Consider the following 17,836-nt stretch of genomic DNA (forward strand, 5'->3'; position numbering starts at 1 on the left):
TTGTTTCAGTTTTTTCGAAGGTTTCGATGCGCAAAATCTATCTCATTCCGGCCGTCGTCGGCCTGCTCACCTCCATTGCAGCCGGACCGCTCGCGGCCCAGGGCGCCGTACCGAAGCAGAAGGCTGCGCCGGCACCTAGAGCCGCTGCGGCCGGCGCTCCCGCTGCAGCCGGCACGTCCGTCGCCGCCGGGGCGAATTCAGCCGAGACACCGGCCGCGGACGACAAGATCAAGGCGATCGACGGTTTCCGCTCCGCCAAGTTCGGCATGAACGAGGCCGATGTGCGCGCGGCGATGACGAAGGATTTCAACGCCAAGCCCGACGCCATCAAGGCGCAGGACAACGCGTCCGAGCTGACGCACAGCCTGCTGTATTCGGCTCCCGACTTGCTGCCGAACGGCGGCACCGCCGAGCTCTCCTACGTGTTCGGCTATAAGTCGAAGTCGCTGATCCAGGTCGGCGCGGTCTGGTCGAAGGGGACTGACGCGGCGATCACGCCGGAGAAGCTGTTCTCCAACGCCAACATCCTGCGCGCCCATTTCATGGGCGAAGGCTTCAAACCGGACTCCATCGCCGTCAACATGCCCGTCGCCGGCGGCATCGTGATGTTCCGCGGCAGCGACGCCAAGGATCGCTCGGTGATCCTGCTGCTCCAGGGCACGTTCGAGAACAAGGAGAACAACCAGCGTGTGCTGACGCCGACCAGCCTGCTGCTGTTCTACGTGGCCGACGCCAAGAGCCCCGATATCTTCAAGCTGCCGCCCGGCCAGTTCTGATGTCTGGATCGCACGACATTCTCCCACCCGGTTGTGGATCGGCGCCAATGCCGATGACGAGGATCTGAAATGCGCGGACCATCTGCGGCGCGAAACGATGACGAGCGGACGACGCTGCGCCGGCTGGCGCGGTTCCGTTCGATGTCGCTGCTCTGCGCGATGCAGATGGTCTTCCTGCCGGTGTTCAGCGTCCGCCTTCAGGCGCAGACGGCGAACGTCATCGTTCCCGATGGACGGACCGGGACCAGCCTTCAGACCTCCGGCAGCGTCACCAACGTCACGACGTCGACGGTCTCGGGCAACAACGCCTTCAACTCGTTCTCGCAGTTCAGCGTCGGGCAGGGCAACACCGTCAACCTGCAACTGCCGACCGGGACGCGAAACCTCGTCAACATCGTTCGCGACGCGCCGGTCTACGTCAACGGCACGCTGAACTCCTACATGAACGGTGCGATCGGCGGTAACGTCTATTTCGCCGACCCCAAGGGGTTCGTGGTCGGCCGCAGCGGCGTGGTCAATGTCGGTAGCCTCAACGTCTCGACCCCGACGCGCGAGTTCACCGACAGCCTGATCGGTCCCGGCGGCGCGATCAACGGCACGGCGGTCGGCAATCTCATGGCGGGCTCGTTCCCGGTCTCGCCCGACGGCAATATCCGCATCTACGGCCGCGTCAATGCCCAGGACGGCGTGCGCCTGACCGGGCAGAACGTCTTCGTCGGCGGCGCGACCCAGCGCGACATTGCCAATCTCGACCACGCCGCAAAGTTCGCGGCATCCGTCAATTCCAAGGGCCTGCGCAGCGCCAGCTCGATCACCGTCAGCAACGGTTCGATCCATATCGGCGCCGTCAACAACGCTCGCGTCAACGGCCGCCTGACCGCGCACAGCAAGACCTCGACGCCGAGCAACATCACGGTGCAGGCGGGCAACAACATCGATATCGGCAAGAACGCCAGGCTGAACATCGCCAGCAAGACCGGCGATGCCGGCGAGGTCCGCCTGAAGGCGGCCCAGAACCTGACTGTGGCGGGCGGGGCCAGGTTCAACGCCAGCGCCAAGGCCGGCAACGCGGGCCTGGTCGATTTCAGCGCCAACGGCGTCATCGACGTCGGCAGCGGCGTTTCCGTCAACGTTGCTGCGCCGAACGGCAAGGCGGGCACGTTGCTGTTCGATCCGATCGATCTGGTGGTCGGCGATGCCACCCAGGGCGACACAGGCGTGACCCTGTCGAACAGCTCTATCGCGGCTGCGCTCGCCGGGCTCAGCGCCGGTGCCAACTACCTCATCCAAGCCGATCATTCGATCACACTCGCCGCACATGCAGTGATCGATGCCCGCCGCCTCGACGGCTCCGGCCATTCCACCGGCAACGCCAACAACATCATCATCGACGCGCCGAACATCGATATCAAGAATGGTGCGCAGATCCTGGCGCAGTCGGTCAATTTCGGTGGGACCAGCTACACCGACGGCAACGTCGCGCTGACGGCAACGGCGAGCGACATCAAGCTGTCCGGCCAAGCCACCGCCGCGACGTCGATCACGGTCGACGGCAAGATCACCGGCGGCATCATCTCGATCTCCGCGACCTCGACGGCGGTATCGAGTTTCCTGAACGGTTCGGTGGCCGGTGATTTCGCCCTTGTCGGCTCGACACTTGCCGCCTCGCTGCTCGGGCTCAACGGCGGCTATGTCGCGGCAAGCGCCACGGCGACCATCAACATCAACAGCCATGCCGACATCAACGGTCGCGGCGATGTCACCATTTCCGCGCATGCCACCGAGACCGCGTCGGATCCGGCGGTCGCCAGCACCTTGCTCGGCAGCCTCACGCCGGTCGCGGCCGGTGTGGTCGTCGGCAAGATCGACGGCAACGTCACGACCAATGTGGCCTCGGGCGCGACGATCAACGCCGGCGGCAACCTCGAGATCAAGGCGCTCAACGATGCGACCATTGCCGTCTCCGCCCTCGCGGCATCGACGAGCGCGCAGATCGTCCCGACGGTGGCCTATTCGAAGGGCTCGGTGACGACGACCGCCAATGTCGAGACGGGCGCGCATCTTGCGGCGGGTCTGGTGAATACGAGCGGCAGCACCCTGAAGGTGCGCGCGATCAACAACAACTCGTTCTCGACCAGCGCAACGTCGGTAGCGGCGCCCGGGACGGGCGCGAGCGGCGCCGTCGGCGGGGCGTTCGCCATTAGCGACATCACGACGTCTGCGACCGCAACGCTCGGCGCATCGCTCGGAACCGACGTCAACAACCGGATGAACGGCTCCGTTCTGGTCGAAGCGACGTCCGACACCACAAGCAATTCCACGATGGCTTCGTCCATCGCCGGTCTGCCCGCGCTGATTGCGGCGATCGAACGAGGACTGCGCTCCGTCACCTCGCCGACGTCGATCATCAGGGACCACATGGGATCGCTGGTGCCGCTAAGCTTCGATTTCAAGGTCGCAGGCGCGCTGTCGCTGGCCAACAGTGCCCAGAGCGCGACCGCTGCGATCGCGCAGAATCCGAGTGGCGGCGCGCCGAGCATCTATGCCAGCGGCAACGTCGCTGTCGCCAGCAACGTCATCGATCGCGGCGTTCGCAGCAATGCAACGTCCAGCGCGATCACGAAGGACCCGGTGTCGGGTGAGAGCACGGCGATCAGCGCGGCCGTCGCCTGGGGCAATTTCACGCATAATTCGAACGCCTATATCGGCGGCGGAACGCTGATCAACGCGGCGAATATCGCTGTCGATGCCACCACCGAGATGCCGATCACCAACTCCTGGCTGAAATGGGACGGCCTGGGCGCCGTGCTGAGCCACCTGAACGGCAATCTCGGTGTCGGCGGCAACATTCTAACCAGTTACGCCAACGCCACTGCGGATGCCGGCGATACCATCGGCATCGCCGGCTCGTTGAACCATTTCGTCGTGAACAACAACACGACGGCCTGGGTCGCGGGCGGTGCGAACCTGACCACGACCTGCGCGGCCGCGGCTTGCGGCAGCGGCACCGGCTGGTCGGTGGGCATGGATAATGGCGACGTCCACACCTACAACGCCAGCCTGCAGGTCGCAGCGACGACGACCATGGCGTCGATCGACGCGGCAGGCAATGTCGGTACGCTCGGCTTCCTGTCCGGCAACACGTCGGGCGGCTCCGCGGTCGGCGGCGCGCTCAATCTCGTTCAGTTCAACACCAAGACCATCGCCGGCATTTCGGACGGCGCAACGGTGCGAGCGGCGGACGATATCGCCGTCAACGCCATCACCGCTGATCAGTTCATTGCCGTCGCCCCGACGTCCGGCAAGGCTGCGGGCGCACTGGCGCTCAACGGCATCACCGCGCTCGGTTTCCTCAACAACACGACCCATGCGTCGATATCGAGCCAGGCAACCGTGTACGCTCCGACGGTCGGAATCCTGGCGCAGCAGGACCTATCGGTCATCACGCTGGCCGGCGCAATGAGCCGGAACACCAGCGGCGGTTCGGCAGTCGGGTTGGCGGTCGCCTATCTCGGTGCGAACACCGACACGTCGGCCTATATCGGCGACAATCATTCCGATATCCGGCCCGGTCCCTTCAGCGCCGATGATCCATTCGCCGGCAATCGCGGCGGCAGCGGCGCCGTCAACGTCGACAATCTCACGCTCAGCGCGACCACCTCCGGACGCATCACTACCGCCGCGGTCGCGGCTTCGATCTCCGAGCCGCAGGCCTCCAGTTTCTCGGACAAGGCGGGAGCCGCCGGTGCAGGTGCGACCGGCGGGGCCGCCGGCGTGGCGACGGCCGCGAGCAAGATCGGCTCGACCTCGGGATCGAGCACTGACGGCTTCAGTATCGATCTCGCCGGCAGTTCGGCGATCGGCGACGTCGCGCTCGGCACCAGCGCCTATATCAGGAACACGACGGTCAACAAGTACACGACGGCGGGCACCGTCACGACCAACACGATCGTTCAGGCACTGAACGACACCATGCTCAATAGTGGTTCCGGTTCGGCGGCGCTCAATCTGGCCGGGGCATCCGCCCAGGGCGCCGCAATCGGCGGCGCGATCGCGGCGGCGATGTCGAACAACGCGACGCTCGCCTACATCTACGGCACCACCCTGAACAACCAGAGTTCGGTGACGGTGCAGGCGCTCAATGGCGGCTCGGAGACCATCGTCGCCATCGGCGTGGCGGGATCGAAATCCAATGCGGCGTCGCTGTCGGCGTCCGTCGGCATCATCACGGACAGCGCCAACGCCTATATCGAGAGCTCGACGATCACGGGGCAGGCGAGCGGCGTCAACCGCGCGCTCGAGGTGGACGCCTATCAGACCACGAACATCGCGATCGGCGGCGGCTCGCTCTATATCTCGGGCGGCCAGGCCGGCGTCGGCATCGGGCTGACCTATGCGTCGATCGGCGATCCCACCGGCGGCAACGCGACCGACGCGCATATCCGCAGCACCTCGATCTCGAACTACGACTCGCTGCTGGTGCTGGCCGACAGCGCCAGCGTGATTGCGGCCGGCGCGGCTTCGGGCGGGGCGGCGTCCAACGGTCTTGCCGGCGCGGTCGTCGTCAGCGAGATCACGCCCACCACGACGGCCTATATCAACAGCGGCTCGACGGTGAGCATCAATGTCGGCCGCGTGACGGTGCTGGCGGACAGCGGCGCGGTGTCGGCGCTGGACACTGCGCTCGGCAATCTCGTCAAGAAGTCGAACAACAATCATCTCGCCACCGACACCTGCACGGTCGCCGGCGGCACGGGCGGGCAGAACTGCATCGACTTCAGCGCGGCCGCGCTCAACGACGGCACGGGGAACGGTCCGGGCGCCAGCATCGTCTCCGTCGCGGGCCTGATCCAGGCCGGCAAGAACAATGTCGGCGCCTCCATTGTCTACAACACGATCGCCACCACGCATTCGGCCTCTATCGCCAACGTCCTGATGACGGCCGGCAGTAACGGCACTGTCAGCGTGAGCGCCGTCGATTCCTCCAAGATCCAGGCGGTCACGATTGGCTTCGGTCTTGCGACCGGACAGTTTGCGGGCGTCGGCGGCACGACGATCAGCTCGATCGCCAACACCGTCTCGGCGGCGATCGGAAACAATTTGTCCAGCACGACGCAGTCGAGCGTCACGGCCAAGAACATTTCCGTCAACGCGACCGACAATTCCAGCATCACCGGAACCGCCGCGATCGCCGGCGCCTCGACGCAAGGCAGCGCCGCGGGCCTCGCGCTGGTCTACAGCAGCATCGCCAATAATGTCAGTGCCGGCGTCACCGGCTCGAAGCTGACCGCCTCGGGCAATGTCGGGGTCAATGCGAACTCGAATGCCAGCATCTCGACCGTCGCCGTCGGTATTGCGATGTCCTCGCAGGTCGGGCTGGCCGGCTCGGTCGCCACTAATCTGATGGGGACCAACGTCACGGCCAGCATCACCGCTGCCGGTATCAACGGCATCAACGGTGCCGACGTCACCGCCGCCAACAATGTCGGCGTGATCGCCGGCAACAACGACAAGGCCGCCGTGTTCGCCGGCGCCTTGTCGATCAGCAAGGGGGCGGCCGGCGGCGCAGGTTCGCTGGTGACCAACCAGATCACGGGAACCACCGCGGCCTATATCAGCGGGGCGAACACCAAGGTCGATGCGCTCGGAACCAGTTCGTCCGATACGCTTTCGGTCAACAACGGCACGCTCGTCCACGCGTTCGATCTCGGCACCGCCCACGCGCCGACCGACACCACGCCCGACCTCTCCGAGAACCAGGACACCGTGCGCGGCCTTGCCGTGGTCGCGAGCTCGCACCAGGCGGTCGTGACTAACGTCGCCTCGCTTGCTGCGAGCTCCAGCATCGCCATCATGATCAATCCCATCACCAACGTGATGAGCGGAGCAACGAGGGCCTATATCGATAGCGCGGCCATTGACACGCGCCTGGCCTCGTCGACGCTGGCGCCGCAGATCGAGGTCGCCGCGTCCAGTTTCTCCTATTCCGGCGCGTTCGGTGCCGGCATCGCCTACGGCAGCAGCGGCGGCGGTGGCGCGACGATCATCTCGACGACGATGTCACGCGAGACCTTGGCCTATATCACCAATGCCACGGTCGGCGGCGTGCAGTCGTCGAGCGCGACCGTCGGCGCCGTCACCGTGAAGGCCAATGCCGAGCAGGATGCCTCGTCGATCGCCGTCGGCTTCAACACCGGCTCGGTCGGGCTGAACGTCTTCCAGGCGACCACGGAAGCCTATGTCGACGGCGGCGCGCTGACGGCCGCGTCACTGACGGTGAACGCCACCAACAACACCGGTATTTTCTCCGCGAACGGCTCGGGCGCCTATGGCAGCCAGGCCGCGATCGGCGCGGCGTTCCTGGTCCAGGTCTCCTCGAACCGGACTCTGGCCTATGTCGGCGACGAGTTCCACTATCAAGGCAACAGCGCCGCACACACCACCGCGCTCAATTTGAGCGGCGCGCTCGACGTCGAGGCCAAGACCAAGAACCGTTTCGAGGCCTATGCGATCGGCGGCGCGCTCTCGACCGGCACGGCTGCGATCGCGGGCATGGCGAACATCGAGGTCGCCAACAACACCACCATCGCTGGCGTCTATGACACCACGCTGCAAGGGGTGACGGGCGGCACAGCCGGCGCGGTGACGATCAACGCGAACGAGGACGTGGCGATCAAGGAGATCGCGGGTGCGCTCGCGGTCGGCGCCAGCGGGGGAGGCGTCGGCGTCGGCGCAGCCGCAAACGTCATCGTGTTCAAGAGCCGGACCGTTGCCGAGAGCTGGAACAGCAATCTGAACTCGTCAGGCGCGATCAACGTCAATGCGCTCAGCACCAAGGAGGTGCTGTCCTACGCGGTCACCGCCGGCATCGGCGGCAGCGTCGGCATCGGCGCGACCGTCGGCGTCATCATCATCGGCACCAACACCGCCGACGCCGACACCCAGGGCCAACAGACCGGCCAGCTTAATCAGGGCGGCAGCGGCACCATCGCGTCCGTGAACAGCGGCACCAGCACCACGCATGGCAGTGGCGCCGTCGCGAGCGGCACCGCCGGCAATCCGAACAGTGCCAATGTCAGCTCGACCTACGACGTCAGCAATGTGCTGAGCGGCGGCAGCGACGTCGTGGTCGCGCAGATTGCGGGCGGCAATGTCGCGGGCACGCAAGTCAACGTTTCGGCCACCAGCGCCAACGCAGCCAAGATGTATCTGCTCGGCGCGGGCTTTGCCAAGAATGTCGGCATTGGTGCCGGCATCGGCTACACCAGCGTCAACAGCACCGTGCTCGCCAATCTCAGTGATTACGGACGCAACGGCTCCGGCGTGCTGGTCGCCGCGGATACGCCTTTGGCTGTCGTGGCGCCGTCAATCTCCGTCGCCGCGGTCGTCCAGGACGCCAACACCGGTCCCTATAGCGGCAAGACCATCGACACCGAGGCGATCGCCGGCGGGGCAGCTCTCTACTTCGGCGCCCAGGCCGCCGTGGCGGTCGGCAATGTCACCAACACCGTCACGGCGCTGCTCGGCGGCAATGTTAACGGCACCGGCGGGACCGGTGCTGCCGTCATGGCGCAGGATTCCACGACCCAGGTGGTCTTCACGGGCGGCGTCTCCGCGGGTGCCGCGGCCGTCGGCGCTTCGGTGGCGACGGCAAGCCGGCACAGCTCGGTCGCAGCGCGGGTTCTTGACGGCGCCACCATCAACACCTCGCAATTGCTGATTGGCGCAGCCGGCGCAGGCACCTTGAGCACAACGGCAACCGCCCTCGGTGGCGGCATTATCGCCGGTACAGGTGCGGATGCGGAGGCCACCGAGAACTCCTCGGTGCTGGCCGAGATCGGCGCCAGCGCCTCGATCACGACGTCCGCGACCGGGATCGGCACGCTGGTGGCAGCGGCGATCGCGCCCAACCTGTCGAGCGAGGCGATCGGCGTTTCCGTCGGCGGCGGTGCCGTCGGCGTCGCCATCGCCCAGTCGACGGTCGGGGCCACGGTGACCGCCGATGTCGGCGACGCCGTCAGCTTCTCGGGCGGCGCGCTCGACGTGAGCGCCAAGGCGCTGGTTCCGACCAGCGGGACGACGACCTGGGCCAAGGCGCTCGCCGGCGGCGGCGGCTCGCTGATCGGCGCGCAGGGCAGCTACGCCAAGGCCTCGCAGAACGCGACCGTCAATGCCTATGGCGGAACGGGGATCAGGCTGCCCAACGCGAACGTGACCATCGAAGCTGAAAACGACAGTGCCCAATACGCCGAGGCAACCGGCCTTTCGAGCGGCTTCCTCGCGCTCGGCGCTACCGTCGCGCAGACCTCGTCCAGCGCGCACACTTATGCCTATCTGGGTGCGCCAGCGGACATGGACGTCCTCAGTCACGGCAATTACACGGGCGTCCTCTGGATCAAGGCCACCGGCACGGACACCAACGTCTCCAACGCGAAGGTCGGCGCGGGCGGCACCTATGCCGGCGCGGCGGCGGTCGCCACCACCGGCTCGACCGCGGTAACCAATGCGCAGTTCGATGGCGGCTCGACGGACGACACGCTCTATTTCGGAGGCTTCCGCATCGATGCCAAGCACACCACGAATTACCTCGCGAGCGGCGACGCCTATCAGGCCTCCACGGCCGGCGTGTCCGCCGGCAAGACAAGGAATGACGTCGATTCCACCACCACGGCGGAAGTCGGGACGCATCTGATCATCAACTCGGCGGCCGGCGACATGGTCGTTATCGCCAACGACATCGTCAATCAGGCCGGCGGCGGTGCGCGTTCAGGCTCCGGCGGCTCGTTCTCGGGAGCGGCCGCGCTCAGCACGTCGACCGTCACCCAGACCGTTACCACCAATATCGGCGCCGGCACGGTGCTGAGCCTCAACGACGATCCCAGGACCTCGACCGCGGTGATCAACATCGAGGCCTACAACACGCTGAACACCAACGACACGGCGAGCCTCGCCACGGCCAGCTTCTTCGCCGGCGGCGGCGCCGAATCCAACATGACGGCGAATGCCACGCTGGCGGTCAACATCAACGCCCGCGAGCTGTTCAGTGCCGGCAAGATCTATGTCGGCACGGCCGCGAAGATGGCGGCTGCCAACAATGCCAATGCCAGCCTCTACGGCGCGATCGCAGGTGTTGGCGCCAGCACCAACAGCTGGGTCCACGCCAACCAGTCCGTCAATGTCGGCGACGGCGCGAAGATCGTGGCCTGGCGCGACATCACCATGTATGCGGGCCTGTCCGGCGATGGCCTCGTCTTCAGCAGCGTGCAGGCGACGGCAACGACGGTCGTCTACAACAACACCGCCATTCCGATCTCGACGCTCTACCGCGGCACCGCCAATGCCGACGACACCACGAGCCTGACGCTCGCGCCCACCTCGAGCGTGCTCGGCGCGCGCGACATTTATCTCGGGGCCACGCAGGGGCAGGTCACGGCCGCCGGCAATGGCAGCAACTACAACCCGTATCTGGACATCTTCAGCGCCAAGAACAGCGACAACCACAGCCACACCAGCGGAACTGGCGACGTCGCGCTCAATGGCCTGGTTGTGGCGGGCATCAACAACGACGTGACCCTCACGATCGACCTCGGCGCGACCACGCCGACCCTGAGCACGACCAGCCCGTACTCCGCGCTGACGCTCGAATCCGTCGCCGACGTCAATCACTTCAACCCGACGATGAGCTGGAACCACCAGACGGTCCAGTACACCATCGTCGGCAACTTCAATCCCTACCAGCTCGTGGTCAACCAGCTGGTGACGCTGACCGGCCTGAGCGAAACCCAGGTTCGCTCCCAGCTCGCGGCGGCGACGGCGACGAACCCCGCCACCATGTCGCCGTCCGGCACCGATCCGACCGGCGACGTGCAGCGCCAGATCGACACCCTGATCAAGCAGGCGCCATTCACCTCCGACGCGCCCGGCAACGCCTTCGCGTTCGGCGACATCCTGGTATCGGCAGGTAACGTCTCGATCCTCGCGCAGAAGCTGACCGGAAACAGCGGCACGAATCCGGCCGCGCCGGCGGTGATCGCCCGCAGCTCGCCCTTGATCAAGATCGAGAACAAGGGCCTCGACTTCATGAGCCTCGGCAACCTCACGGTCACGGATGTGAGCGGAGGCAACATCACCTATCGCCAGACCGACCATGTCGACCCGGACTCGCATTCCAACGTGACCTTCACCGCGATGCCGAGCGCCACGCCGACCATCGACGTCTCGGCCACCTACAACCGCCTCGATCCCGACAGCGGCCAGGGCATCGACCAGAACGGCAACGTGCTGACCCGCACGCCGGACATCTATTTCAACGGGGCCGTCAATAACGCAAACGGTCTGCTCAAGATCATCAACAATCTCGGCAGCGTGGTCGCATCGCAGTCGCTCAGCGCCGCGACCGTTCAGATCGTCGTGCCCAAGGGCACCTTCACCTTCCTCGGCGGCATCGGCAGCTTCTACGACAGCGGCAGCGCGGTCACCTCGCAATGGGCCACCACTGAAGACAGGCCCGAAGACGCGCTGACGGCAGTGATGACGGCGGCGACCTATCTCGGCGCCTATGGCGATTACGCGAGCTCTCCGCATATCGGCTCGGGAGGGGATCACCCATATTTCTATTACTGCTGCGCCAGCGGCAGTAGCGGCATCTATGCACCGGTCGGCAACGCCGACGCCAGCACGATCTTCACGGCGCGCATGCTGATGACGTTCTACGACGGCACCTCGCTCTATTCGTCGATCTTCCTGCCGATGGGCCAGGGCGCGCCCGGCAACGGCAACGCCAACGCCGGCAGCGTGCCGAGCGTCAGCACGCTCCAGCAGATCGAGGGGCCGACCAGTCAGGTCATCTCGACTGCGCCGTGGGAGAAAACGACCTATGACGGGCGGAACGTCTACGCGGACAGCGGTCCGTACAAGACGCCGTTCAACTGCGCGGGCTGCTCGGCCTTCTTCCAGGTCATCAACATCCAGCCGGATGCGATCACGGCGAAGACCGCGGATACGCCGGCCACCGCGACGTCCACCCGGACGATCACCGGACAGGCGGTGATCATCTCGGCGTCGGTGATCAACATCAACGGCACCATCCAGGCCGGATCCAGCAGCAATTACTCGGTCAACATCGGCGCCGCGGCGTACGATGCCATCTATGGCAGCAACGGCCTCAAGAACCGCAACGGCGGCGCGGACTTTGCCGCGGCCCAGGCCAATGCGCGCAACGGCGTCTATTACGACATCTCGGGCTCCGTGACGGCGTCGGCCGGCGGCGACGCCAAGATCGGGGTCAGGTACAACGCTCTGACCGACCAGCTCATCCTGAACGGCGTGGCGCAGGGCGCCGGCGGCTACGTCTATCTGAACGGCAAGATCATCTCGACCTCGACCGACAGCACCCAGACCCAGGGAAACATCGAGATCAAGGGCGGCGCCGGCACGGTCACGGTCAACAACACCAGCGGGCTTGCGCTCGTCACCAACGCCATCAATACCACCGCCACCGCCCAAAGCGTGGTCGAGATCGTCGACCAGCTGAAAGGGAAAACGACGTGGTGGGTCTACGATCCCAAGGCGGCGAGCAACCAGCAGGTCTCGAAGTATGAGGCCAACAGCGTCACCGCGGCCGCGATCGATCCGTCGATGCTGACAGCCCGGACTGGTACGGCAGGTATCCAGTACGCGACGCAGGCGAACATGCTCTATCAGTGGGTCGACACCGCCACAGTGGATCGGCCGACCAACAGCACGCAGTTCGACTACGGCTGGCGCTTCACGCCCAATCAGACCACCGGGGAGAACTGGACCCGCTCGATCAGCCTGGTTTCGGGCACGCAGGCCAGCAACTACCAGAAGGTCACCACCGCCACCGGCAGCTATCACTGGGCGGACGGGGTAGACGCGCAAGGCAACATCAATCCGCTCAACACCCACCCCGATAAGTGCTGCGGCGCGGACGCCCAGTTCAACTGGTACCAGGCGATCTATGATCATTTGACGCTCACCCTGACCAACACGGTCAAGGCGTCGAACCCGATCAACATCAAGTTCACCGGTGGCAGCAGCAGCGACGTCGTGGTCAATTCGACCTCCGGCATCGTCATCAACGGGTCGATCAACAACCAGCAGGGAACGACGACGCTGGCCGCCACCGGCGTCAACTCGTCGATCACGGTCGGCGCCAATGCCAATAACCCGGTGATCTCGGGCACGAGCGTCTCGCTCCGGGGTGACGGCGGCATCGGCACGCTCGGCACCACCAAGGCTCCCGTCCAGGTGCAGCTCTATGGCGGCAGCCTGACCGCCAGCTCGATCGACCGCGACATCGCGATCTCGGCCGTCGGCGCGCTGTCGATCAACCAGGTGAAGGTGAATTCGGCGGGCGCCACGCCGCAGGGCAGCGTCTTCCTCTCGGCGACCGGCGACATCAACTCGGCCGCCGCCTACAACGTCGCGACACCCGTCGTGATCGGCAAGAACATCGAGATCAACTCCACCTCCGGTGCGATCGGCGCGAGGAGCGCCGTCGTCAACGGCGCGTCCACCCTGACCAACATCAATCCGCTGGTGATCCAGGCGACGGGGACGATGCAGGCGGGCGGCGCCGTCGATGGCGGCGTGCTCGACAGTGCCTCGGCCACCGGTACCTACATCATCCAGTCCAAGGGTGATCTGCGGCTCGGCACGATCCAGTCGACCGGCGGTCCGGTGTTCCTGGAGGCTGCCGGCTCCGACGGCAACCAGGCCAGCATCCTCAACGGCCGGGCGTCAGTCGGTCTCACCCAGGCGCAGAGCCAGCATCTGCAGGACGTCTGGGCCAGCCTCGACCTGCTCAGCGGCAACGCCGCCACGAATGCCGTCAACAGCTATCAGTCGATGGTGACGTCAGCCTACAACGACTATTTCCAGCTCAAGAACATTGCCTTCCCGAACGGCAGCACCTACGCCCCGACCTCGGTGGGGCAGACGGTGCTGCGGGCGCAGGTGGCGGCCAAGCTCGGCATCGACCCCGCGAACGTCACGACGGCGCAGATGAAGACCGAGGCCACGACGCGGTTCCTGCGGGATCAGTTCCTGCTCGGCAAGATCACCACCGACGAGCTCAAGACCTCGCTGACGAGCCTGCTCGGCACCGCACCTTCGGATCCGCTGGGCACGCTGTTCGGCAGCTCGCTGTCGACGACGTTGCTCACGAAGCTGTTCGACGGCGTCTCGACCGCCAACCAGCGCATGCCGACCAACACCGCGCTGCAGACCGCGCTGAACACGTACAATGCGAGCTACAGCTACACGCTGGCATCGACCGAGCGGGTCTATGGCATCATCACCGCGGGTGCGCAGTGGACGCAGAGCCAGCTGGCCTACACCGTCTCGTCGTCCTCGATCGGCGCGGCGCCGCCGCCGATCGACGAGAACGTCGTCGCCAATGTCAGCGCCAACCAGATCATGCTCTACGCGCCGCGCGGCTCGGTCGGCAATTCCGCGGCCCCCCAGACGTTCACCTTCACCAGCGTCGATGCGTCCTCGCTGACGCCGGAGCAGAGAGGATTGCTGGCGACCGCCGGTCCCGGCCAGCTCACCGTCGGCGCGGTCACCGATCCGACCAGCCATGTCACGACCTATACGGTCAGCCTGTCGCAGCAGAACCTCGTCGTCGTCGACAATCCGATCGCGATCTCGGCGAAGGCGCTGACCAACGTCTATCTCGGCAGCAAGAACAGCCTTTCGCTCGGCGGCGTCACCGCGAATTACGGCCCGATCGCGGCCGCGCAGGCCAACGGCATCCAGGTGACCGGCCGCGGCGACGTCAAGCTCGACGCCGTCAACAGCATCACCGCCAATGTGGGCGGCGCCGTGATCTCGGGCGATATCGCCAACCTGACCCTGATCGCCGAGCGCGGCAATGTCGGCGCTCCCTCGGGAACCGCCAATCCCGTTGGCAATCCGAACGCGATCCAGATCGCCTTTGCCGATCCCGCCAACGACCAGCTCGACCAGGTCTCGTCGGCGCAGGGCATCTATGTGAAGCAGACCACCGGCGATCTCATCCTCGGCAACATCGCCGCCGGCAATGCCATCCAGCTCGCCGCAACCGGCAGCATCTACGCCGAAGCCGATTTCACCGACCGGAGCGCGATTCACATCCTCGGCACGGACCTCGATCTGCGCGCCGGCGGCAAGATCGGCTTCAATGGCTCGGCCTTCCAGCCGCTGCAGGTGAACATCTCGGGCGCTGTGACCGGCTCGGCGGTCGGCGATCTCAGCATCCTCGCGGTGACGGGCGATCTCGCGATCGGCCGGAGCGGCGCCTATGGGGACCTGACGGCCGGCGGCGCGATGACGCTGGACGTGGCGCGCGGCGCGCTGACCATCAATAGCAGCATCACCAGCGACGGCCTGATGCAGCTGCTCGCCAATCGCGGCATGACCTTCGCAGGCGGCACCAGCGCGGCGCCGGTGCTTGCCACCAGCAACACGGGCGGAGTGACGCTGGTTGCCGCGACGCTGTCGATGGGGGCCTATTCCGCCATCAACGCTCCCGGCTTGATCTCGGTGACCACCACGGGCGACGCGACGATCGGCCAGCTGAATTCGTCGCTGTCCTATGCGGCGGCCTCCAACGCGCCCTCGATCGTCGTCACCGCCGGCGGCGTCGCCTCGCTCGGCGCGATCATCGACAATGGCGACGGCCAGACCAAGTTTGTCGCCTCCGGCGCGGGCGCCGAAGTGTCGCTGAGCGGGTCGAACGGCATCGGCAGCGCGGCGAACCGGCTCGTCCTCAGCGCCACCCGCCTGTCGGCGAGCGCAAGCGCCGGCGACATCTACGTCAAGGTCCTCACCGACGCCGAGGCGAGCCTATTGTCCGCGGCGAAGGGCAGCGTGGACATCATCGGCACCGGCGAGCTGACGCTGGCCCAGGTGCTGGCGGGCACAGCGGCCGGCGCGAGCGGATCTTTCCGCGCCGTCACGAACAACGGCAGCATCGTCATCGGCACCGCCGACAGCAGCGGTTCGCAGACGGTTCATGCCAGCCAGAACGTGACGTTCAAGTCGCTCGCGACCAGCGGCAACAGCGGCGATGCCGGCAACATCGACGTCACCGCCGATACCGGCTTCATCCTGGCGCAGACCGTGGTTTCGGGCGGTGTGACCACGCTCGGCTCGGTCTCGGCCCATGGCTCGGCGAGCCTGCTGGCCGCCACGACCATCACCGGCAACACGTTCGCCGCCACCACCGGCTCCGGACTGCTGACCGCCAATGGCGGCCCGATCAGCTGGAACGTCCTCAATGCCGGCACCAGCCTGGGCGCGACCGCGGGGCAGGGCAGCATCACCTTCCAGACCGCGCAGAGCGGGGGCACGCAGACCCTCCGCGCACGCGACAACGTGACGTTCAACGCGCTGACGGCGACGGGGATCAATGGCGATGCCGGCAACATCAACGTCACCGCCGACACCGGCTTCATCCTGGCGCAGACCGTGACCTCGGGCGGCGTGACCACGCTCGGCTCGGTCTCGGCCCACGGCTCGGCGAGCTTGCTCGCCGCCACGACCATCACCGGCAACACGCTCGCCGCCACGACCGGCTCGGGCCTGCTGACGGCTAATAGCGGCCCGATCAACTGGAACACGCTCAACGTCGGGACGACGCTGGGCGCGACGGCGAGCCAGGGCAGCATCACCTTCCAGACCGCGCAGAGTGGCGGCACGCAGACCATCCGCGCCCACGACAACGTCAGCTTCAACGCGTTGACGGCGACGGGCATCAACGGTGATGCCGGCAGCATCAACGTCACCGCGGACAACGGTTTCATCCTCGCGCAGACGGTGATGTCAGGCGGCGTGCCGACACTCGGCTCGGTCTCGGCCCACGGCTCGGCGAGGCTGATCGCGGCGGGTACCAACACCGGCCATAACCTCACGGCCGCGACCGGGAACGCAGTCCTCAGCGGCACGGTCGTTCATTGGGATAATCTCAACGTTGGCGGCACGCTCGACGTCACCGCGACGACCGGAGGGATCACCGTCGGCACCGCCATCAGCGGCGGCACGCAGACCCTGCATGCCGTGAACGACGTCGTCTTCAGCCAACTCACCACGACGGGGATTCCGGGCGATGCCGGCGATCTCAACATCAAGTCCGACACCGGCTCGCTCCGCGGCGGATCGATCTCCGCGCACGGCGATACGCATTTCGATGTGGTCGGACCGGTCTCGCTTGACCGGATCAGCGGCGACATCGTCAAGATGACCTCGTCGGGTGATTTGACGATCAACTGGGTCAGCGTCGTGCGGGAGCTCGACCTCGCGGCTGATACCATCAACGTCAAGGGCGAGCAGATTCGTTCGAACCCGGCGGTCCCGCTGATCCTGAACGTCACCGGCTACAACGGCGGCGTCGCGAAGTCCGCCAACATCTCGATCGACCCCGACCACATCATCGTCAACCAGTTCAGGGTGGTGGACGCAACCTTCTGGACCGATGCGCCGGCTGTCTCGATCCTGAACGGCTACGTGCCGGGCCAGCTCATGCTCACCACGGCGACCCAGCAGATACTCCTGAACAACCGTACGCCGGCGCCGTCCAATTGGCCGACGCTCCAGCTCTACCAGCCGGGCGGCGTGTTCACGATGAGCCAGAACGGCAACGCCAATATCAGCAACGCCTATGTGGTGTTCTACACCGGGGACGTCTCGGCGACCGTCACCAATTACGGCCCGACCCACACCTGCTGCAATGTCTTCACCGGCGCCAGCATGGCGCGCAACATCTCGGTCGACGGCGAGGGCAAAGAGAGCATCGAGACCTGGCTGGCGAAGAAGGATGGGGGGACGTTCTACCTGCTCGGTCTCTCCGGTCAGGCACGGCTCGATGCGCTGCTGACGCCACGGCCGGTCGAGGCCGTCGGGTCCGGCCCCGCCGTCAACATCGAAGGGCTCAGCGACATGCGCAAGCTGCGCCAGAAGGGGCAGCGTGCGGGACGTCCGGGCTGGAAGGATGCGGCGGTTGAATCGGCGAAGCCGGCCGTTGGCCGTCTCGCACAGGCATGGTAATTGGATTCGGG

General features: G+C 66.0%; 2 protein-coding genes. Both read left to right on the forward strand.

The features are described from left to right. Nucleotides 1-26: 26 nt before the first annotated feature. Nucleotides 27-776: a hypothetical protein gene (locus tag GGD66_RS19890; protein WP_183258733.1), complete on the forward strand. Its 750-nt coding sequence runs from the start codon at nt 27-29 to the stop codon at nt 774-776. Nucleotides 777-845: 69 nt separating this feature from the next. Continuing rightward, complete coding sequence (locus tag GGD66_RS19895; RefSeq protein WP_183258734.1) at nt 846-17,825, forward strand: leukotoxin LktA family filamentous adhesin; 16,980 nt, start codon at nt 846-848, stop codon at nt 17,823-17,825. Nucleotides 17,826-17,836: the final 11 nt, after the last annotated feature.

It is taken from the genome of Bradyrhizobium sp. CIR48 (genome assembly GCF_014198315.1).
Lineage (GTDB): Bacteria > Pseudomonadota > Alphaproteobacteria > Rhizobiales > Xanthobacteraceae > Bradyrhizobium.